Consider the following 20,768-nt stretch of genomic DNA (forward strand, 5'->3'; position numbering starts at 1 on the left):
TACATTAAACATTAATGATTAAACATTAAACATTCAATGCATAGCTCATACTTTCAGCTGTAATTTTGAGATTTTTTAATCTACTCAGTTTGACTTCTTAAAGTCTTTACTTACAGTCTTGTGTGTCAATATGTCAAAGATCTCTGTACTTGAAACATTAAACATGAAACATTAAATTTCAGAGGTCGTCCGTACCTAGTGGAGAATAACGGATTCGAACCGTTGACCCCCTGCTTGCAAAGCAGGTGCTCTAGCCAACTGAGCTAATCCCCCGTTTGGAGTCAGATGTAGTCCCAGGCAGACTTGAACTGCCGACCTCCACATTATCAGTGTGGCGCTCTAACCAACTGAGCTATAGGACTGGCTTCAAGCTTCGCCGTTACTACGCTCAGCTTCATCTTTCTCTATTCTTATATTATAAACATCAGCAGTAAAGAAGCACTGGGTTAAAAACTAACCTTCTTAACTTAAAGCGGTAGCAAATTTTTCACTTTTCACTATTCACTTTTACCTTTTATAGTCATTCTCTCCAGAAAGGAGGTGTTCCAGCCGCACCTTCCGGTACGGCTACCTTGTTACGACTTAGCCCCAATTACCAGTTTCGCTCTAGGCCGATCCTTGCGGTCACGGACTTCAAGCGCCCCCGGCTTTCATGGCTTGACGGGCGGTGTGTACAAGGCCCGGGAACGTATTCACCGCGCCATGGCTGATGCGCGATTACTAGCGAATCCAGCTTCATGGGGTCGGGTTGCAGACCCCAATCCGAACTGAGGAAGGCTTTTAGGATTAGATGCGCCTTGCGGAACACCATCTCTCTGTACCTCCCATTGTAACACGTGTGTAGCCCCGGACGTAAGGGCCGTGCTGATTTGACGTCATCCCCACCTTCCTCACACCTTACGGTGGCAGTCCAACCAGAGTGCCCAGCATAACCTGATGGCAACTAGTCGCAGGGGTTGCGCTCGTTATGGCACTTAAGCCGACACCTCACGGCACGAGCTGACGACAACCATGCAGCACCTCCACAGGAGCCCCGAAGGGCCTCATCATCTCTGAATCGTTCTCCTGCAGTTCAAGCCCGGGTAAGGTTCCTCGCGTATCATCGAATTAAACCACATGTTCCTCCGCTTGTGCGGGCCCCCGTCAATTCCTTTGAGTTTCACCGTTGCCGGCGTACTCCCCAGGTGGGATGCTTAACGCTTTCGCTTGGCCGCATACAGTATATCGCATACAGCGGGCATCCATCGTTTACCGTGCGGACTACCAGGGTATCTAATCCTGTTCGATACCCGCACCTTCGAGCTTTAGCGTCAGTTATAGCCTCGCCAGCTGCCTTCGCAATCGGAGTTCTTCGTGATATCTAAGCATTTCACCGCTACACCACGAATTCCGCTGACGTCGAATACACTCAAGGAAACCAGTTCGCGACGCACTTCCACGGTTGAGCCGCGGCATTTCACGTCACGCTTAATCTCCAGCCTGCGCTCCCTTTAAACCCAATAAATCCGGATAACGCCCGGACCTTCCGTATTACCGCGGCTGCTGGCACGGAATTAGCCGGTCCTTATTCTTACGGTACATACAAAACGGGACACGTCCCGCACTTTATTCCCGTACAAAAGCAGTTTACAACCCATAGGGCCGTCATCCTGCACGCTACTTGGCTGGTTCAGACTTCCGTCCATTGACCAATATTCCTCACTGCTGCCTCCCGTAGGAGTTTGGACCGTGTCTCAGTTCCAATGTGGGGGACCTTCCTCTCAGAACCCCTACTGATCGTGGGCTTGGTGGGCCGTTACCCCGCCAACAACCTAATCAGACGCATCCCCATCCCTTAGCGGTAAACCTTTGATTCATTTCAGATGTCCTCAACGAATAACATAGAGTATTAATCCGACTTTCGCCGGGCTATCCTCTACTAAGGGGAAGGTTGGATACGCGTTACTCACCCGTGCGCCGGTCGCCGACAAAGAAAGCAAGCTTTCTTCTCGCTGCCCCTCGACTTGCATGTGTTAAGCCTGTAGCTAGCGTTCATCCTGAGCCAGGATCAAACTCTTCATTGTAAAATTTGTATCTTTAAAGTTTTGGTAAAGCAGGAAATACTGCTTTCACAATCTTTTTATATCTGTCTCAGAACGACTATCCAGTATCAAGTTAAGAATTAAACGGTTTGTTTCTTCTACCCAAGAGCATTTCTGCTCTCGCTTCTTGTACTACTTCTGTCTATGTAAATCTTTCAAAGAACTCTTTCCTATTTCGCTTGTCAGGAGGTGTTCCTGATTTGCGGGTGCAAAGGTACGACTTTTTTCTGAACCACCAAAACTTTTCCTATAAAAAATCACTTTTTTCATGCATTTTTTATGCGCTCTTGATTTATATCAATACACAAAACAACCTTCACCTTATTATATATTATATAGGGAGAGCTGTTTTTACACAGAAGGCCATCTGCAAGACGGCACACCTAACGAACGCCTGCTGGCTCATTATATCTTGGCTCGCACATATGTTGCTATGGACGATGTGCCACAAGCTATAGAGGAACTTCAAAAGGCAACCGCAATGTCCGGCTCATCAAGGGGAACCCGAGAAATTCGACAACTTATTGCAAGAACAGAACTAAGACACAATCCATTGATAACAAACAGTTTACACTTGTTTGTTTATTGTCTGTTTATTCATTGTTTATTGAATATTTAATCTTTCCAGCGTTAAAGTTTGGCAGTGAACCTAAAAATAACTACTTTTGCAACATGAATATCAACTAGAAACTTAAAACAAACATTATGAAAAAAATTATTCTTATGATGACAGTAGCGCTTATGAGTGCTATGCAAGTGAACGCCCAAGAAAAAATATCTGAAAAAGCCCTCGTTGGTGCATGGATGATGGATTCTATGATTTTTGACAACGGAAACATCATTGTTTGGGGGCTGAAAAGAGGCTACCGCCAATTCAAATATTACGGTCCCAACGGAGAATATGCAGCTGCAGGAATCTCAATAACAAAGACAAGCAGTGGAACAACCGGTCTATCGATTGAGCCTCAAGAGTATGGGGTGTACACTTTTAAAGACGGTTGGTACTCTGAGATGGGACGAGAAGCCACCAACGACGGAATGAAACTCACAGACAAGACCACCTTCAAAGGAAGATATCAGAATCATCTGGACGTATGGAAAAGAGCCCATCTCTCTAAAAAGACAGTAAAATACATTGTTGACTGCTGCAAAAAGGATACCATACCAACCAATGTTGAGCAAGATGTTTTGAAGGAAATGTTTAGCAAATAAAACTTGCGGATATACAACTATTAAGCACCAATATGAGACAGGTGCCAGTCCCCGACCGACTACGGATTGAGATATATCTTCGCTCAAATCCGTTGCTCACTCTGATAGCGTGCCAGCAAGTCTGCCTCTTGCTGGCGCGTTTTTTCCATAAACTGGCGATAGGTGTCGCTTTCCGGATGGAAAGGACGGTGGCCCAAAGCCTCCTTGATAGGTTTCCACTCTTGCAGGAACTGCTTGGCGCGCGGACTGAAATAAGCCTCAACAAACCGCTGCCAGATATACTCTACCGCCTGATCAGACGGATGAAGCATGTCGGGCTGATAGAAACGATAGTCGCGCAGCTCATCGAGGACAATTTCATAAGCAGGGAAATAAGAGACAAACGGTTTTTCTTTCGTCAGTTGATGAGCTGCTAACTGCAAAGTGGCCTTCGACAACTGACTGCCGTGATAGCCATACTTAGCATAGCGAATAGGACTGACCGTCAGGACGATGCGCACATCAGGACAGCGACGGTGCAACTCCTCCGCAGCCTGCGACAAGTAATCGACACACTGGTCGATAGTGAGTTCCTCCTCCTGAAAAAGACGCTGCGGACGCTTCTGACAGTTGTCCACTATCTCGCCCGTCTCCTTAAGGCGATAAACGTGATTGGTGCCCAATGTGAAGAACGCGATGCGAGGAGCCGCGTCACAACGCTGCACGGTGTGAAGTATCGATGCAGGATTATACATCACACCGAAAGGATTCACCGTGACGGGAAAACGCTCTTCCTCAAAACGACGCCCTATCTTATCGGCAAAACAAGAACCTACGAAAAGAATAGATTCCAAAGGTTCTATTTGAAAGCCAGGTGCATCAACCTCTACAACAGTACGAAATTCCATCTCAACTTCTACTTATTTGTAAACCATTAAGAGATAATGACATATCCACAAATCTGGCATTCGAGCTCAACCTGTTTCCCGTCAGAATCCTACGGATACGTGCTGCAGCCTCAGGACTTTTTGCCACCATATAAAGATAGCCACCACCGCCAGCACCAGGTAATTTATAGCCCAGACAGAGATCATCTATCAGATCCGTGAGCTGACGTACCTGAGCAGGGTTGGTGCCGCTATCGAGCAACTGATTCTGTTCCCATGTGCGACGGACAAGCGTGCCCATCTGAACAAAATCCTGACGCTGAATAGCATCATACATCATCATGGTGTGCTCCTTCATCTGACGCAACAAACGCAGTTGTTCCCCATTATTCAGGAACATGCGGCGAACAATCTCCGCCAAGATATGCTTGGCAGTACGCGTGATGCCGGTATAATAAAGCAGATGGCACTGTTGATACTCTGGCTGCACATAGAGATCGGTAGGCAACCAGCGAGCCAAAGGAGCCTGATCAAATCCACTCTGGGTTTGCAGCAGTTTTACGCCACCCAACACGCCACCAAACTGATCTTGCCAGCCACCACCCGTGGTCAGCAACTGCTCCAGCACCAGCGTACGACGTCCTATCTCGTTCTTGTCCCATGCCAAACTACAGAAATCACTCACCGCCCCAAGCACTGTTGCCGCCAGGATACTACTGGTACCCAGTCCGCTACCAGCAGGAATAGCCGACAACAAGGTCAGTTCGATACCGCAACCAAAGGCCTCCAACTGCGCTTTGAGCGACGGATAACGATTCACGGAGAACTGAGGCAGGAAACCAGCCAAGGCCAGTGCAGCCTTAGGAATAGAGAAAGGCGATCCCACCCTATTAAACTGTTGTAGTTGTTCGTATGTCTCCACAACCTCAGAGGCGCCCAGGTCAATACTTCTCAAGACAATACGTGGTTCTGCGCACGGTTTCACATAAGTCTGAAGAGGCGGCTGACCATTCAGTTCAATAGCCAGATTGACCACATTACCACCTTCCAGCAAGCAATACGGAGGCGTGTCGGTCCAACCACCAGCAATATCAATGCGCACAGGACTACGTCCCCAGACTATCTGATCTTGCATGACAGACATCTGCGGCTGCTGCGGTTCTGCTAACACGCGCTCTGTAAGTCCTTGACGCAACAGTCCGAAAGCCTCATCACTATGTCCACGAAACATGGCATCATGAATACGCACCATCAACGGCGCGTCATCCTCTAACGGTGCAGGCATGGGGATGCCATAACGTTTGAATTCATGGGCAGCATCATCCAGGTCCAACTGATAGAACACGCTATGGTGCCAGTTACGGGCAATGGCAGACCAATTTGTCTTCCGGAAATCAACACGCTGTTCAAACAGACGAGCCAAGTTGGCCTCTGCAGATATCTCCTCCGCAGAGAAGAGGGCGGAGGGATGAGGGATGATGTCTGATGGATGAGGGCTGAGGTTTGCCTGCAACCACGGTTCAATCTCGTTATAAGCAAGAACAGGGAACTGCTTGCGCTGCTGTTCGGCACCATCGAACCTATCATCTATATGATAAAGACGCACAGCAAAACGGTCGCCACCAATAGGTACAACATCCAGACACTGTCCGGGAGCAAGCGTTATCTGCCAGTCATTTCGAGGTACACCCGTGACAATATTCTCAGATGTCAGCTTCCATCTTTTTCCGATATGACTGTTCTCTATCCATATATTCTGGTTCTCAGCCGAGAAAGAAACATCAAGCAACGCATTCTGCACAAAGATAGACGGATGTGGTTTAAGGTCGTGGTGCATAATCTGACGCTGGTCACAGACAAGATTCTGCAAGACAACCGTAGAAGATATCATTTCACGAGAAGTACCAAAATGATAGAACTCTCCACCAGCTAAAGGCACAACAGCTACAGAAAGAGACTTAATTTCTGCATCATCAATCAGCGGTTCCGTACCCAACGAGCGACCGAAATCAGAATAGAGATCATAGTATTTTATTTGAGAGTTAGCGCTAGCATCCCCCTCCATACATCTATTCATCAGCAAACGTATCGCCCTGTCACTCAGAATCCAGACACCAATATCCGTCAGGTAATAATGATCCTTCTGGAGCTGATGCAGCTCCTCGACACTGGGCTTCTGCAACATCTGTTTTAGCACCTGGGGCGTGCGGCGATCGCTCACAAACACGCCATGATTCTTTGCCACACTGGCATCGAGCCAAAGGCCATAGACCACTACATCAGCCTGAGGCACCGGTCCCACCGGCTGACTGGTACGAATCAGTACATCACCACTGACAATCATTGTATTCAACCCCTTCGGGGTCATATTCATCATCTGCTCATAAAGAGGCAGTTGAAGCGACATCAAATCTTGCGACAAACGCTGTCCACGCTCCCATCGGAATACGGGGATTGGCGTCAGAATCTTTCCCGACGGCGCATACGAAGGCAAGCGACGACTCTGTCCGCCTGCATGAAGCAGAATACGCTTTTCACTGGAAAGCCATTCATCGAATTGCGCTTTGCGAGACTGTCTGAAAGCCTCCATGAGCAACCATGCAGAACCGCCCCCACTGCCTATGCGATGACCTTCAGGGTCACAAGTGCAGAAATACTCCTCTTCGGACAATTCAGTTATCTGGTGAAATATAGTACCCCCCTTTTCACCTTTTCTGACGAGGTTGGGAGGCAAAGAAAGCAATTTCTTCATTTCCGTTTTTTAATTATTTGCCTGCAAATTTAAATAAAAAAACGCAAAGAAGCAGATAAATAAAAAAAATAATGTAATTTTGCACCATTATTAAATAACTAAAAGCTAAAATGGAAGTAAAGATACTCACGAAAAACGGCATCAACTTTCTGATACCATTCATACTGATTACCAGTTGTTTCGCCTTATGGGGCTTTGCTAATGACATGACAGGCCCTATTGTGAAGGCCTTCTCCAAGATTTTCCGCATGAGCGTAACGGAAGGTGCACTGGTACAGGTAGCCTTCTACTTAGGTTATTTCGCCATGGCCTTTCCCGCTGCCATGTTTATTCAGCGCTACTCCTTTAAAGCCGGTGTACTGGTAGGTTTGTCGCTCTTTGCCATAGGCTCATTCATGTTTTTTCCTGCCAAAATGACAGGTATGTACTACCCGTTCCTGTTGGCCTATTTCATCCTGACATGCGGTCTTTCATTCCTGGAAACGTCGTGCAACCCCTATATCTACTGCATGGGTAGCGAGGATACTGCCACCCAACGACTGAACCTGGCACAGGCATTCAACCCCATAGGGGCACTGATGGGTATGTATATCGCCATGGAGTTCGTACAAAGCAAGATGAGTCCGATGACCACAGAACAGCGTGCCATTTTGCCAGACACACAGTTTAACATCCTGAAAGACAACGACCTAAGCGTACTTATTGGCCCATACCTCGGACTGGGAGCAGCCTGCATCTTCCTGTTGGTACTTATCCGACTGACAAAGATGCCAAAAGCCACCGACACCCGCGTAAACAAAAGCATCGTAAGAGCCTTCAAAGAACTGCTTCACATAGCCAACTATCGCGAAGGTATCATCGCCCAGTTCTTCTACGTAGGAGCCCAGGTATCATGCTGGACCTTTATCATACAATACGGCACACGCGTATTCATGGAAGAAGGCATGGACGAGAAAAGTGCAGAAATCCTGTCACAGAAATACAACATCATTGCCATGGTGTTCTTCACCGTCAGCCGATTCATATGCACCTGGTTCCTGAAATACATACCAGCAGGCAGACTATTATCCATATTAGCCATATCGGCCATCGGACTTACAATAGGTGCCATCCTATTCCCCGACCGCAACGGCATCTACTGTCTGGTTGGCATCTCCGCCTGCATGTCACTGATGTTTCCAACCATCTACGGCATTGCGCTACGCCACGTTGGCGACAACGTCAAGTTTGCCGGTGCCGGACTTATCATGGCCATCCTGGGCGGATCAGTCTTTCCACCACTCCAGGCCCTCATCATTGACTCTGGCATCACCATCATGGACATTTCCGCTACAAACCTTTCGTTTACTATCCCCTTAATCAGTTTCATTGTGATAGCCATCTATGGACACAGGGCATATATCCGCCATTACATCCTGAGTCCTGACGCAGAAGACCATGTTTAAGGAGAATACTCAAAGTTAAATACAAAGAAAAAGCCTGTGAAATTCACAGGCTATTTTCTTGATAATCCAAATCAGCTTCTACGACGAAACGGACTTCATCGGGATCGAGGTGGGACAGTTTTTCTTTCTCTGCCTGTTTGCACAGATAGCCAGCCACATCATCGATATCGACATCCACCTCGTCATCATCAGACTCCAGGATACCACTCTCATAGAAATAGGTAGCGATGGTGTCAAGCATCCACACCAGTTGGTCGTCGGTATACAATTCCTTCAAGTCGCTGGGCAGCTGCTCACGGATAAACGCTATCTCGCGCTTATTCTCCTCCTGATCCTGTAGCAGTTCTTCGTCAAAAGTTGCCATAATCAGAGCATTGCTTCAATTTTCTCAATGAACTTATCCTTAGACTGGGCGCCCACGACCTTATCTACCTGAACACCACCTTTAAAGAACAAGATAGTAGGGATATTGCGGATACCGAACTCTGCAGCCAGATCCTCATTCTCCTCTACGTCGCACTTACCAACAACGATCTTTCCATCGTATTTTTCTGCCAGTTCAGAAAGGATTGGAGACACCATACGGCAGGGACCACACCATGTAGCCCAGAAATCCAATACCAGGGGCAGATTACCATTCTTCAGAGACTCAAAGTTCTCATTTGTTACTTGTACTTCCATATACTTTAGTTTTTATTTAGGGTTATTATGTGTCAATATCAACCATGCAAACACCGTGCCATTAATTAATCTTATAATCCAATGCCGGATTTTCATCAATGAAATCAATAATCTGCTGTCTCACATCAACGGTCCTGTTCTGCGAACGGAGCAGCACGCGATGCTTGCCAGTAGAGTCGCGCAACTGGAAATAGAGCCGGGTATTACCCGGACACTCAGCAACAAGATTGTTGAGTTCCTCTACCACTTGCTCATTCATCTCCTCATGGTCTGTAACCACGAAGATTGTAAGACGATCGATAGCCTTGTCCTTCACGCTCTGCAGATACTCCACATTGGAAATCTTGAGCTCCAAAGCATCCGAGTATTGGAAACGCGGTTTCATCTTACCTGTCACATAGACAGTGGCACCCTCGGTAAACATACCATTCAAGGTACCCCAGTCTTGTCCGAAAAGTGCCAACTCACCCGAGCCGTCAAAATCTTCTATCGTGACAAAGCCACAAGGCTCACCTCGTTTTGTGAACTTTGAACGGACTGCAGTAACGATACCGCCAAAGATAACATCCTGCCGGTCCTTGAGCGAACTGACGTCAGCCAATTCACTACACTTAGTATTACACAGGTTCTCAAGTATGATACGATACTCATCCAGCGGGTGTGCCGACAAGTAGATACCTACAAGGTCACGTTCCTTATTCAGGCGTTCTATATCACTCCAGCGCACATCCGTCTTTGGTACAGGCGGTGTAGCAATCTCCACATCATCGAAACCTCCGAAGAGAGAATTGACGGCCTGCTGCTTTTCAATCTGATAGGTCTGGCCATAGCGCACCAACGTATCAATAAACATCTCTCCCTTATTATTCTCAGCAAAGAAAGCCTCACGGCGAATACCAAAGCTGTCAAATCCGCCACTCAGCGCCAGTGATTCAAATGCCTTGCGGTTCACGCTGGAGAACGGTATACGCTGTGCGAAGTCGTAGATATCCTTATAAGGACCGTTCTTCTCGCGCTCATTAATAATAGCAAGAGCAGCGCCATCACCCAGACCCTTGATAGCAGCCAAACCGAAACGGATCTCACCCTTATGGTTCACACCGAATTTCTGATACGACTCGTTCACATCAGGACCCAGTGTCGCGATGCCCATCGACTTACACTCATCCATCAGTTTGGTGATTTCAGTAATCTGGTCACGACGACGACTCATGATGGCAGCCATAAATTCGGCAGGATAGTTAGCCTTCAAATAGGCCGTCTGATAAGCCACCCATGAGTAGCAGGCGGCATGCGACTTATTGAACGCATAAGAAGCAAACTTCTCCCAGTCGGCCCAGATTTTATCGAGCACCTTCGGATCGTGACCATTTTTCTTTCCGCCTTCGATGAATTTAGGCTTCATCGCATCTACGATATCCTTTTTCTTCTTACCCATGGCCTTACGAAGAGCATCACTCTCGCCTCGGGTGAAGTCGGCCAGTTGTCGAGAGAGCAACATCACCTGCTCTTGATACACCGTGATACCATAGGTATCTTTCAGGTATTTCTCCATGCAGGGAATATCGTATTTGATTTCCTCGTTACCGTTTTTACGAGCGATAAACGAAGGGATATAGTCCATTGGGCCCGGGCGATAGAGGGCATTCATAGCGATAAGGTCTTCGAAGACCGTAGGATGCAACTCGCGCAAATATTTCTGCATACCATTCGACTCAAACTGGAACGTACCAATGGTGCGTCCCTGCTGGTAGAGTTCGAACGTTTTGGGGTCGTCGATAGGAATATGGTCGAGGTCAACATCGATGCCACGCGTCTGCTTGATAACAGCGCAGCATTCCTTCATCTCGGAAAGCGTCTTCAGTCCCAAGAAGTCCATCTTGATCAACCCCGTTGATTCAATCACGTGACCATCATACTGCGTACAGTTGGTCTTCATATCCTTGAAGTCCGGGTCGTCGGCAGTAGAGACGGGCACCCAGTCGGAAATCGGGTCACGACAGATAATGAAGCCACAGGCATGAATACCCGTACCACGCACCGTGCCCTCCAACATCTTCGCATACTTAATCGTATTTGCCAGTGCAGGATCTGTGCTGGCCTCAGCATCACGAAGTTCGGGTGTGCATTTGATAGCGTTGGGCAGATTCATCTTCATACCATCAGGCAGTCGGTCGGGGATGGCCTTACACAAGGCATTTGAAATAGCCAGGGGTACCTTCTCAACACGTGCCACATCCTTAATGGAGTTCTTTGTGGCCATAGAGGCATATGTGATAATATGGGCACAGTTCTCGTGGCCATACTTATCCATCACCCATTTCAGCACCTTTCCGCGTCCATCATCATCGAAGTCGGTGTCAATATCAGGAAGCGAGATACGGTCGGGGTTCAGGAAACGCTCAAACAGCAAATCGTATTTCAAGGGGTCAATCTTCGTGATACCCAAGCAATAAGCCACCACAGAACCGGCAGCCGAGCCACGTCCTGGTCCTACCCACACATCCAGTTCATCGCGTGCCGAGTTGATGAAGTCCTGCACAATAAGGAAGTAACCTGGGAAACCCATGGTCTTCATGATATGCAGTTCAAATCGGATACGGTCGTCAACCTCCTTGGGTAATGACGAGTGCAGAATGGTGTATGAGGATTGGGGATTGCCAGTATCAACCTCTACCTTCTCAAGCACCAGCTCCTCGTTGGGCAGATAGCGTTCCTTACCTCCCTTATATGCCAGTTCTGCCAGGAAGTCGGCTTCAAACTTGATACGGTAGAGCTTGTCGTAGCCGCCCAACTTCTTGATTTTCTTTTCACCCTCTTCGCGCGACATGGGATTATCTCCATTCTCGTCGCGTGTAAACTCCTCATAGAGTTGCTCCTCGCTGATACGCTGACGCCACTGCTCCTCGGTGCCGAAACTTTCCGGAATGGGGAAGAATGGCATGATGGGGTCGTGGTCTATAGAATAGATCTCGCACTTTTCCAATATCTCCAACGTATTGCTCAACGCCTCTGGCACATCGCTGAAGATCTCGTTCATCTCGGCCTTGGTCTTGAACCACTCCTGTTTGGAGTAGAGCATACGTGTGGGATCATCAAGGTCCTTACCTGTAGAAAGACACAGCAAGTGGTCATGGGCCTCAGCATTCTCCTGCTCCACGAAGTGCACATCATTAGAGCATATCAGCTTAATGCCATACTCTCGAGCCAGTTCAATGAGCACCTTATTAGCTTGCTGCTGCAGGGGGAAAGTCTCACGATTGGCACGCACCGTAGGATCTTTCACCTCGTGGCGTTGAAGTTCCAGATAATAGTCCTCGCCAAACACGCGGTGATACCACTCCACCGCCTCGCGGGCACCAGCCATATCGCCTTTCAGGATTTTTGCAGGCACCTCGCCAGCAATACATGCCGAACAGACAATCAAGCCCTCGTGATACTTCTCCAGATCCTCACGGTCGGTACGAGGACGCATATAGTAACCATCTACCCACGAGTTCGACACCAACTTAATCAGGTTCTTATAGCCCTTATAATTCTTGGCTAACACAATAAGGTGATAACCGCTCTGATCCTCCTTACCTCGACGTAAGGACTTCGAGCCATGACGCGATACATACATTTCGCAACCAAAGATAGGAATAAAGGGGTCCAAACCTTCTTTCTTGCGACTTTTGTTCACACCGATACAATAGTCGTGAAACTCCTTGATGCCAAACATATCGCCATGATCGGTGATAGCCATGCCTCGCATGCCATCACGGACAGCCTTGTCAACCAGATTCTTTATCTTCGACTGTCCGTCAAGTATAGAATAATAAGTATGTACGTGTAAATGTATAAAATCTTCCATGAAATCCTCAAATTGGAGTTCAAAGTTACGTTGAAAAGTTGATATTACCAAAAGAATAGCCCAAAAAGTTTGTTAATTGACAAAAAAGCATTACCTTTGCATCGAAATTGTGTATTTCACTACCAACCATGGGAGAAAGAATCAAAAAATTAAAAAAAATACGTATCCATCGCGAAGGAACAGAGGAACTGCTTTATAGCATGTTTATCCTTGTTGCTATCGCTGTAGTGTTGTGGCGTACATCCGATACGCTGACTATCATTCCCTTTATCCTCTTTGTAGCCATTTTTGGCATGGCATGGCTGTTGATGCTCAACTTCTATCGCTGCCCTATCCGCTATTTCAATGATGACACGACAAAAACTGTTGTAGCACCTGCCGATGGTAAGATTGTAGTGATTGAAGAGGTGGACGAGGACGAGTATTTCCACGACAAGCGACTGATGATGAGTATTTTCATGAGTCCGCTGAACGTGCATGCCAACTGGTTCCCCGTTGACGGACAGGTCAAGTTTGTCAAGCACTTTGACGGCAACTACCACAAGGCTTGGCTGCCCAAGGCCAGCGAGGAGAACGAGCATGCCGACATCATGATAGAAACACCTGACGGCCAGGAGGTTCTGGTACGCCAGATTGCCGGCGCCATGGCACGACGTATCGTGACCTACGCCAAGAGCAATGAAGACTGCTACATTGACGAGCACCTGGGATTCATCAAGTTGGGCTCACGCGTGGACGTTTACCTGCCACTTGGTTCTACACCATGTGTCAAGATGAAGCAGCCCACTACTGGTGACCAGACGGTGATTGCAAAACTGCCTTAATGATATGAAGAAGCATATTCCCAATATGATTACATGCTGCAACCTGATTTCGGGTTGTATAGCCACCTATTGGGCTTTTCAGACCGAATTTGAATTAGCGCTGCTGTTTATTGTCATTGGAGCCGTGTTCGATTTCTTTGACGGTATGACGGCCCGTCTGCTTCACGTCAGTTCGCCCATAGGTAAAGAGCTTGACTCCCTGGCCGATGATATCACCTTTGGTTTTGCACCATCGGCCATCATCTTCAGTTTTCTTCAGAACATGTGCGCCAACGCGGGCGAGACAAGCATCATTAACGACCTGTTGCCTTATGCCGCATTCGTCATGGCAGCCTTTTCTGCACTTCGTCTGGCTAAGTTCAACCTTGACGAGCGCCAGACTATGGGATTCATCGGATTACCAACACCTGCCAATGCTCTGTTCTGGGGTTCACTTATCGTAGGCGCTGGCGATTTCCTTGCTTCATCACCCTACTCTGTTTACGGTGTTATTGCAGCGGTATTCATCTTCAGTTATCTGCTGATAGCCGAGATTCCCATGTTTGCCTTGAAATTCAAGATCTGGGGATGGAAGGGCAACGAGGTGAAGTATATCTTCCTGCTGACCAGCATCATCCTGCTTGCATTCTTGGGAGTAAGCGGACTGGCTGCTGTGATTGCATGGTACATTCTGCTTTCGATTCTCACACAACGCAAATAATCCGTCTTTTCTGCGTAGCCTATGGAGTTTTTTCTCATCATATTCGTCGTTTTCATCCTCATTGTTGCAGCCGTCTTGCTTGTAGCACTCTACTACCTGCGCAAAGGCTACCGCTTTATCAAGCGTATGACCAACGGTGAGATGACCGAGGAAGAGTTTGAACGTCTGTCAAAGAAAAACTACAGGAGAAGAGACAACGAAGGATTTGATTTTGATGCCGACTACTTCAAGACAACTGACAAGAAGCAGAAACAAAAGAAGCAGAACCAGCAGCAGTCCTCCAGCCGTACCTTCCGTACTGCCGAAGGCATCACCATTACCGATCAGCGCACGTCAAACAGGGACAAAAAAATATTCGCCCAGGACGAGGGCGAATATGTTGACTTTAAAGAGGAGAGATAAAAAAAATTTAGTTGTGCACCAGAGTGCCAATCTCCTCTCCATCCATCACTTTCTTCAGGTTACCCACGATATCCATATTAAAGACATAGATAGGCAGGTTATTGTCCTGACACATACAGATAGCTGTGAGGTCCATCACCTTCAGACCACGTGCCAACACCTCCTTATACGTGATATCATTGAACTTTGTTGCGGTAGGATCCTTCTCAGGGTCAGCCGTATAGATACCATCCACACGTGTACCCTTCAGCATCACGTCGGCCTCAATCTCAATGCCGCGCAGCGACGAACCGGTATCGGTAGTAAAATAAGGCGAACCCGTACCTGCAGAGAAGATGCATACCTGTCCCTGCTCCATCGCCTCGATAGCCTTCCACTTGGTGTAGAACTCACCGATAGGCTCCATGCGGATAGCCGTCAGCACCTTATTCTTAACACCGATAGCACCCAGGGCTGACGACAGTGCCAAGGAATTGATTACCGTTGCACACATACCCATCTGGTCACCCTTCACACGGTCGAAGCCTTTCTGCGAGCCACTCAATCCGCGGAAGATATTGCCGCCGCCTATGACGATGCCAATCTGCACCCCCATCTCGGCCACTTCCTTAATCTGCTGAGCATAGTCACTCAGACGCTCAGGGTCGATACCGAAGCCCTGCTTTCCCATCAGGCTCTCGCCCGATAGTTTAAGAAGAATTCTTTTAAATCTTGCCATATTCTTTATATTATAAATGTTACTTCCTTAAATGCATATCGCCGTTGCGTACCGTTATCATCACGCAACAGCAAATGTCCGTCGGCCTCAACATCGACCAACTCTGCCATAAATGCTCCTTGCTTATCTGTGTATGGATGGAAGCCTTTGCGACGATAGAGATGCGCCAGATATCGGGCTTTCACATCCTGCGTCATATACTGTTCAAAACGGGCAAGGATATCCCTCAGCAACTGTTCGCGATCTGTATCTTCGGCATGTATCTGTTTCAAGGATACAGGATTCGGCGCGTCACTGAAAAACTGCTCTTGATTAACGTTCAGCCCAATACCGATGATGCAGTCCTTGATGCAGCCGCCCTGCAACCTGTTCTCAATCAGGATGCCACCCAGTTTCCCATTACGCCAATAGATATCATTGGGCCATTTGATACTCACATCACCAATATATTGTTCCAGCGCATCAAAGATAGCCATTGAGATAGCCATTGAGATATGGAACTGTTTCATCACAGGCACCTCAACAGGATGTATCAGAATAGAAAAAAGCAAATTCTTACCCCGTTCGCTTTCCCATTTATTGGTGCCACAGCCACGACCAGCCGTCTGGTAATCGGCAACGACCACCATATCGCCAGAACCGTTTTCTTTTATCCAACGATTAGTGGAGTCTGTCTCATCAATATGAATAATTTTCCATTCCACGGTGCAAAAGTACAAAAAAAATCCGTGAACCTTATTCTGTTATCACAAAATAATTGATGGCGCAGTGTATTTTTGCAGTCCAAAAATTTTGCAGATTGACAATAAAACATTACCTTTGCATAAAATCTGATAATAAATAATTTTCCTTAAATCAAAAAAAACGAACATGAAACAAATGTTTACTTTTCTCTGCGCTATCATGATGATTATCAGCGCAAATGCAGCGCCTCAGAGCAATTCAAAAGCCTTATTGAAGCGAAAGCTGGCTAATACACAGACAACACGAATGCCGAAAAAACAGGAACAGGAGAAGCGAACCACATTTACGTGGGGACAGAACAGATTATTGAAGTCCGCCTTCTCCAGCACATTCCCCAGTACTCGTAACGCTCGCCGCACGCCACGCCGTGCATCCACCAATGTGACCATTGCCGGTTATACAGCCAAAGTCAAACTGGGCGAAAATCCTGCAAGCAACACGTCGTACTATCTTCTGGAAACTGCCGACGAAAGTATGTCGTTCTACTTCAGTATCTATACTGCTGAAGGCAAGCACGATATTGAGTGGGGTAAGACCTACACGCTCGACGATATGGATAAAAGTAAAAGCGAGTGGGATGATGAATTCTGGAATGAGCACTATTACACAGAGGCCACCTTCACAAAGACCAGGGGTGAGAACTACGACGTGCATATCTCAGCCACAGTGACCGATGAGGACGGTAACACATACATACTGAACTACGACGAAGACCCATATACGCTAACGGGCAACACCGTCACACTGAACATCGAGAATTCTATGCGCTTTGGCTACATGAGCGACAAATCATGGATGCTGAAAGGCGAGAACGACAACTACATAGTTCAGTTCTGCTATTTCAGTGATGACGCAAACTCACCAGCAGGCAACTTCAGTGGCGACGACATTGATTTTTATTCCTCGTATATCAAAATAAACACAGGCAAGGCCGAGGAAGAGCCCGTCTGGAAAGCACTGAAAATGCTGGAGGCATCGTTCCAGGTGACCGAGACAGACCAGCGCATTGACGCTAAGGGAACCATCCTGGCAGCAGATGGCAACACGTATCATGTCACCATGTTTTTCGTGAAGCCACAAGCAGAGAGCAAGGTGTCTATCACAGCAACGAATCTGATGGTAGCAGACGCTTCCTTTGACTGGTTCGGCGATGTTTCGCTTTCTGCTTTCGATGACAAGCATGCCGTCAACCTGTCCATCTACCCAGAAGGACTGGGAGAAAAGATGGCAGGAACATACACTATCGGACAGGACGACACGGAAGCAGTCGTTATGTCCTACAAGGGGGATGGCAGCAAGCCCGAATTTATCGAGATATACAGCGGACAGTTTACTATTACCTACGACGACGGCAATATCCGTGTTACCGGCACAATGCTGGGGTATAACAACGTGGAATATACCCTTGATCTCTCGTATCTCAAGCCCATTGCCACCCGTCAGCAGACGTTGACCTTCCCCGCTATAAATCTATTCCTGAGCAACTTCTACTGGGATGCTATCGGCTACAATGCCGACAAGACGCAGTATATCTCTATCACTGCAAAAAGACCTAAGAACATATCAGGTACATATCGCATCGAAGATTTGGTGAAGAACAATAACTATGTGGTGACCGACATCGTCGGCGAGGAACGAAATGAATTCTCCTGTGTGGATGCCAACCTCAACGTGGAATACGATGAGAACACGAAGATAGCCCACATCACCGGCACCCTACTCTGCCAGAACGAGGAGGATCCTACAGATATCCCTGAATTCACCATTGACCTGACTGCTATTGTGCCCAAGCCATACAGCTTAGACAACAACACAGCGGATTTCAAAGAGAACTTTGTGGTCTATGAATTAGACACTGATCATATAGAAGATAACGTCGTCTATCTCAGTGCGATGAATGAGAACAAAGCCGTTGTACTTCTGGAGCTCTGGGTTGACGATAATGCCACCACGCTGACTCCTGGCACATACCCCATCAGTGACTCACACCTGCCGCAGACAGTTTCCATGAGTCATGGAATTGACGAATCTGGCAGTATTACCGAGAAAACCTTTGCAGGCTTTCTCGATAGTGAGGGCACACTGATAGACACCTGGTTCCTCGTCAGCGGTACGGTGACCGTTGCGGAAGATGGTGTCGTCACCATCGACGCTGTCAACTCTAACGACAAAAAGGTACAGTGTGTCATTAAGACGACCATTACAGGCATCAGCGACGCTACCACAGAGAAGGCAGCCCGCAGCGGTGCAGCGAAATACCTGAAGAAGGGCCGTCTCTTCATTGAGAAAAACGGACAGCGCTTCAATGCTCAGGGTATTGGCGTGAAGTAGCTCACACAAGAATACATATAACAAGTGGCGGATGGCATCTCGCAGCATTCCGCCACTTCTTTTTTTATGTCCATATTATTTGTTTATCTGCCCATTTTTTCGTACTTTTGCATCATGGAGCAACAAGAAAAAGACGAGCAGTATATGCGCAAAGCGCTGGCAGAGGCCGAGCTGGCACTGCATGAGGGAGAGATTCCCATTGGGGCTGTGGTGGTGTGCAAGGACAGAATTATTGCGCGCGCACATAATCTGACAGAGACGCTGACCGACGTGACAGCCCATGCCGAGATGCAAGCCATCACGATGGCAGCCAACGAGTTGGGCGGGAAATACCTGACCGACTGCACCCTCTATGTCACCGTAGAGCCCTGCCCCATGTGTGCAGGCGCCATCGGGTGGGCACAGGTGCCACGTATCATCTATGGCGCTGCCGACCCCAAGCGCGGTTTTCGGGAGTATGCCCCGCGCGTGATGCATCCAAAGGCAGAATGCAAAGGCGGCATCCTTGAGGAAGAATGCCGCCAACTGATGCAAGATTTCTTTAAAAGCAGACGCTGAGCCTGCTTTTTTTTATTTTACCTGAACAACCAGATACTTGCTGGTGCTCCAGAACTGCTGCGGATTTGTGATACGCAGAACATACTGCTTATTGGCATCGCGCTCTAAGGTGTAAGAACCGGCCGGATGATTGGTGAGCAGCTTGGCGTCGCGCGACATCAGTTTGATTTCCTTGTCTACGCGGATATCAATCTTCGTAAAGTAGTTCTTATTGAAGTTGCCCTGCAGCACCTCGCCACTCTTCAGGATATTCTGCTCCTTCAGCTCGCGCTTCGTACCAAAGACATACCAGGCCGTATTCAGTTCCTTGTCCTGCTGACTGATGGTCTCCTCCTTACGGGCCTTGTCATCTTTCAGGGTAGTCACATCCTCGTTCAACTGACTCACCTGTTCATCCAGCTCGGCAATATGGATATCCTTGGCTTCCAGTTCCTGACGCAGCACAGCCAGCTCACTCTCCTTGGCTTCCAACTGGGCTGTCAGGTTCTCAAGCGTCTTGCGCAACTGCTCGCTGGCGGTATTACTGTCGCGCAAGCGCAGGCGCAGCTTATTGATGAGGTCCTTGTTTTGGGTCATCGTCTCGTTGATAAACTGCATATTCTCACGGATACGCTGAGCGGCATCGGCACCCTCGCCACGACGCTCCACCGTCACGCGACCCTGAGCCTCGTTGATAGCACGGAAACCATCCTCAATGGTATTGAGGGTTTCAAGCATATCATTAATCTCGTTGTCCTTTTGTACATTCACACGATTCAATGAGTCGATACGCTGATTCAGATCAGCAGTCTCACGTGTGTTGGTCTTGTCCTTACACGATGCTAAAGCCAACAAAGCCAAAGCAAAAAATAAAAACTTTCTCATATTCTTCTTTTTATTAATCTTTCGTTTTACCAGCAAGCACGATGACTATCTCGCCACGTGGCTCTGTCTCTTTGAAATGGGCAATCACTTCCTCCAAGGAACCTCTGACGCTTTCCTCGTGCACCTTCGATATCTCGCGGCATACACTCACCTGACGATCAGCGCCATACACCTCAGCAAACTGCTCCAGCGTCTTCACCAACCGGTAAGGCGACTCATAGAAAATCATCGTACGATCCTCGTCTATCAGGGATTCCAGTTTCGTCTTACGTCCCTTTTTCTGGGGCAGGAAGCCCTCAAAACAGAAACGGTCACAAGGCAGTCCGCTGCTTACCAAAGCAGGCACAAATGCCGTGGCACCAGGCAAAGTCTGCACCTCAACGCCAGCACGTACGGCCTCGCGAACGAGGAAGAAGCCTGGATCGCTGATACCAGGTGTGCCGGCATCGCTGATTAAGGCGACAGTCTGACCTGCCAGCAATCGCTGAACGATACCTGCGCTCGTACCATGCTCGTTGAACTTATGGTGCGACATCAGCTGGTTCTTTATCTCAAAATGCTTCAGCAGGATGCCCGACGTACGGGTATCCTCAGCCAGCACCAGATCTGCCTCTTTCAGAATACGGATGGCGCGTAGCGTCATATCCTCCATGTTGCCCACAGGCGTGGGTACAATATATAATATTCCCATTTCGGTTGCAAAGGTAAACAAAAAAGTGAAAAGTGAAGAGTGAATA

General features: G+C 47.9%; 16 protein-coding genes, 2 tRNA genes and 1 rRNA gene. 7 read left to right on the forward strand and 12 right to left on the reverse strand.

The genetic code is table 11. The features are described 5' to 3' along the window. Positions 1-199: 199 nt before the first annotated feature. From L6468_RS12110 to L6468_RS12120, 3 genes are all read right to left on the reverse strand, one after another. Positions 200-273: transfer RNA gene (locus L6468_RS12110), tRNA-Ala, on the reverse strand. Between the two features lie 15 nt (positions 274-288). After that, a tRNA-Ile gene (locus L6468_RS12115) sits at positions 289-362 on the reverse strand. Between the two features lie 171 nt (positions 363-533). Then, positions 534-2,063: ribosomal RNA gene (locus L6468_RS12120) — 16S ribosomal RNA — on the reverse strand. Positions 2,064-2,786: 723 nt separating this feature from the next. On the opposite strand from L6468_RS12120, the gene L6468_RS12125 reads away from it, so the two are divergent. Further along, entirely contained in the window at positions 2,787-3,293 is a 507-nt protein-coding gene (locus tag L6468_RS12125) for a hypothetical protein (RefSeq protein WP_237793430.1), read from the forward strand. Positions 3,294-3,376: 83 nt separating this feature from the next. Here the strand turns inward: L6468_RS12125 and L6468_RS12130 are convergent, their stop codons facing one another. Continuing rightward, entirely contained in the window at positions 3,377-4,180 is an 804-nt protein-coding gene (locus L6468_RS12130; RefSeq protein WP_237793431.1) for a GSCFA domain-containing protein, read from the reverse strand. 1 nt (position 4,181) lies between these two features. Next, entirely contained in the window at positions 4,182-6,911 is a 2,730-nt protein-coding gene (locus tag L6468_RS12135; protein WP_237793432.1) for a bifunctional fucokinase/fucose-1-phosphate guanylyltransferase, read from the reverse strand. A gap of 110 nt (positions 6,912-7,021) precedes the next feature. Here L6468_RS12135 and fucP point away from each other — a divergent pair, with 110 nt between their 5' ends. After that, positions 7,022-8,356, forward strand: coding sequence for an L-fucose:H+ symporter permease (gene fucP, locus L6468_RS12140; protein WP_237793433.1), 1,335 nt, complete (start codon positions 7,022-7,024; stop codon positions 8,354-8,356). Between the two features lie 43 nt (positions 8,357-8,399). On the opposite strand, the gene L6468_RS12145 is transcribed toward fucP, so the two are convergent. The 3 genes from L6468_RS12145 to dnaE all read right to left on the reverse strand — a co-directional run bounded on the left by L6468_RS12145 (position 8,400) and on the right by dnaE (position 12,890). Next, positions 8,400-8,720 carry a hypothetical protein gene (locus tag L6468_RS12145; RefSeq protein ID WP_091819272.1) on the reverse strand — a complete coding sequence of 107 codons (321 nt, stop codon included), beginning with the start codon at positions 8,718-8,720 and terminating at the stop codon, positions 8,400-8,402. A gap of 2 nt (positions 8,721-8,722) precedes the next feature. Continuing rightward, positions 8,723-9,037, reverse strand: coding sequence for a thioredoxin (trxA, locus tag L6468_RS12150; protein ID WP_091819271.1), 315 nt, complete (start codon positions 9,035-9,037; stop codon positions 8,723-8,725). Between the two features lie 61 nt (positions 9,038-9,098). Further along, complete coding sequence (dnaE, locus tag L6468_RS12155) at positions 9,099-12,890, reverse strand: DNA polymerase III subunit alpha (RefSeq protein WP_237793434.1); 3,792 nt, start codon at positions 12,888-12,890, stop codon at positions 9,099-9,101. A gap of 128 nt (positions 12,891-13,018) precedes the next feature. Here dnaE and L6468_RS12160 point away from each other — a divergent pair, with 128 nt between their 5' ends. From L6468_RS12160 to L6468_RS12170, 3 genes are read left to right on the forward strand one after another with little or no spacing between them, the layout of a single operon-like run. Continuing rightward, positions 13,019-13,714: a phosphatidylserine decarboxylase family protein gene (locus L6468_RS12160; protein WP_091819269.1), complete on the forward strand. Its 696-nt coding sequence runs from the start codon at positions 13,019-13,021 to the stop codon at positions 13,712-13,714. A 4-nt stretch (positions 13,715-13,718) separates the two neighbouring features. Beyond that, positions 13,719-14,414, forward strand: a complete 696-nt coding sequence (locus L6468_RS12165; protein ID WP_237793435.1) for a CDP-alcohol phosphatidyltransferase family protein — start codon at positions 13,719-13,721, stop codon at positions 14,412-14,414. Positions 14,415-14,435: 21 nt separating this feature from the next. Further along, the gene (locus tag L6468_RS12170; RefSeq protein WP_091854266.1) at positions 14,436-14,816 is read left to right on the forward strand and encodes a DUF4834 family protein; all 381 of its coding nucleotides are present in this window, start codon (positions 14,436-14,438) and stop codon (positions 14,814-14,816) included. Between the two features lie 7 nt (positions 14,817-14,823). On the opposite strand, the gene pyrH is transcribed toward L6468_RS12170, so the two are convergent. After that, positions 14,824-15,534, reverse strand: a complete 711-nt coding sequence (pyrH, locus tag L6468_RS12175; protein ID WP_091854265.1) for a UMP kinase — start codon at positions 15,532-15,534, stop codon at positions 14,824-14,826. Between the two features lie 5 nt (positions 15,535-15,539). Next, complete coding sequence (locus tag L6468_RS12180; RefSeq protein WP_237793436.1) at positions 15,540-16,238, reverse strand: biotin--[acetyl-CoA-carboxylase] ligase; 699 nt, start codon at positions 16,236-16,238, stop codon at positions 15,540-15,542. A 166-nt stretch (positions 16,239-16,404) separates the two neighbouring features. Here L6468_RS12180 and L6468_RS12185 point away from each other — a divergent pair, with 166 nt between their 5' ends. Together L6468_RS12185 and L6468_RS12190 are read left to right on the forward strand one after the other, a co-directional pair. Then, the gene (locus L6468_RS12185) at positions 16,405-18,609 is read left to right on the forward strand and encodes a hypothetical protein (protein WP_237793437.1); all 2,205 of its coding nucleotides are present in this window, start codon (positions 16,405-16,407) and stop codon (positions 18,607-18,609) included. 114 nt (positions 18,610-18,723) lie between these two features. Then, positions 18,724-19,167, forward strand: coding sequence for a nucleoside deaminase (locus L6468_RS12190; RefSeq protein WP_237793438.1), 444 nt, complete (start codon positions 18,724-18,726; stop codon positions 19,165-19,167). Positions 19,168-19,179: 12 nt separating this feature from the next. On the opposite strand, the gene L6468_RS12195 is transcribed toward L6468_RS12190, so the two are convergent. After that, positions 19,180-20,031 (reverse strand): Cbp1 family collagen-binding glycoprotein adhesin, encoded by an 852-nt coding sequence (locus L6468_RS12195; RefSeq protein WP_237793439.1) that lies wholly within the window; start codon positions 20,029-20,031, stop codon positions 19,180-19,182. A gap of 13 nt (positions 20,032-20,044) precedes the next feature. Continuing rightward, positions 20,045-20,722 carry a 16S rRNA (cytidine(1402)-2'-O)-methyltransferase gene (rsmI, locus tag L6468_RS12200; RefSeq protein WP_091854259.1) on the reverse strand — a complete coding sequence of 226 codons (678 nt, stop codon included), beginning with the start codon at positions 20,720-20,722 and terminating at the stop codon, positions 20,045-20,047. Between the last annotated feature and the right edge of the window lie 46 nt (positions 20,723-20,768).

The organism is Prevotella communis, assembly GCF_022024115.1.
In the GTDB taxonomy this organism is placed as follows: Bacteria; Bacteroidota; Bacteroidia; order Bacteroidales; family Bacteroidaceae; genus Prevotella; species Prevotella communis.

What these genes read in the sequence shown, in the direction of transcription:
- L6468_RS12170 (WP_091854266.1), top strand. Translation starts at nt 14,436, where the DNA reads ATGGAGTTTTTTCTCATCATATTCGTCGTTTTCATCCTCATTGTTGCA.
- trxA (WP_091819271.1), bottom strand. Translation starts at nt 9,037, where the DNA reads ATGGAAGTACAAGTAACAAATGAGAACTTTGAGTCTCTGAAGAATGGT.
- L6468_RS12195 (WP_237793439.1), bottom strand. Translation starts at nt 20,031, where the DNA reads ATGAGAAAGTTTTTATTTTTTGCTTTGGCTTTGTTGGCTTTAGCATCG.
- pyrH (WP_091854265.1), bottom strand. Translation starts at nt 15,534, where the DNA reads ATGGCAAGATTTAAAAGAATTCTTCTTAAACTATCGGGCGAGAGCCTG.
- L6468_RS12190 (WP_237793438.1), top strand. Translation starts at nt 18,724, where the DNA reads ATGGAGCAACAAGAAAAAGACGAGCAGTATATGCGCAAAGCGCTGGCA.
- L6468_RS12135 (WP_237793432.1), bottom strand. Translation starts at nt 6,911, where the DNA reads ATGAAGAAATTGCTTTCTTTGCCTCCCAACCTCGTCAGAAAAGGTGAA.
- L6468_RS12125 (WP_237793430.1), top strand. Translation starts at nt 2,787, where the DNA reads ATGAAAAAAATTATTCTTATGATGACAGTAGCGCTTATGAGTGCTATG.
- L6468_RS12160 (WP_091819269.1), top strand. Translation starts at nt 13,019, where the DNA reads ATGGGAGAAAGAATCAAAAAATTAAAAAAAATACGTATCCATCGCGAA.
- L6468_RS12145 (WP_091819272.1), bottom strand. Translation starts at nt 8,720, where the DNA reads ATGGCAACTTTTGACGAAGAACTGCTACAGGATCAGGAGGAGAATAAG.
- L6468_RS12165 (WP_237793435.1), top strand. Translation starts at nt 13,719, where the DNA reads ATGAAGAAGCATATTCCCAATATGATTACATGCTGCAACCTGATTTCG.
- L6468_RS12185 (WP_237793437.1), top strand. Translation starts at nt 16,405, where the DNA reads ATGAAACAAATGTTTACTTTTCTCTGCGCTATCATGATGATTATCAGC.
- rsmI (WP_091854259.1), bottom strand. Translation starts at nt 20,722, where the DNA reads ATGGGAATATTATATATTGTACCCACGCCTGTGGGCAACATGGAGGAT.
- dnaE (WP_237793434.1), bottom strand. Translation starts at nt 12,890, where the DNA reads ATGGAAGATTTTATACATTTACACGTACATACTTATTATTCTATACTT.
- L6468_RS12130 (WP_237793431.1), bottom strand. Translation starts at nt 4,180, where the DNA reads ATGGAATTTCGTACTGTTGTAGAGGTTGATGCACCTGGCTTTCAAATA.
- fucP (WP_237793433.1), top strand. Translation starts at nt 7,022, where the DNA reads ATGGAAGTAAAGATACTCACGAAAAACGGCATCAACTTTCTGATACCA.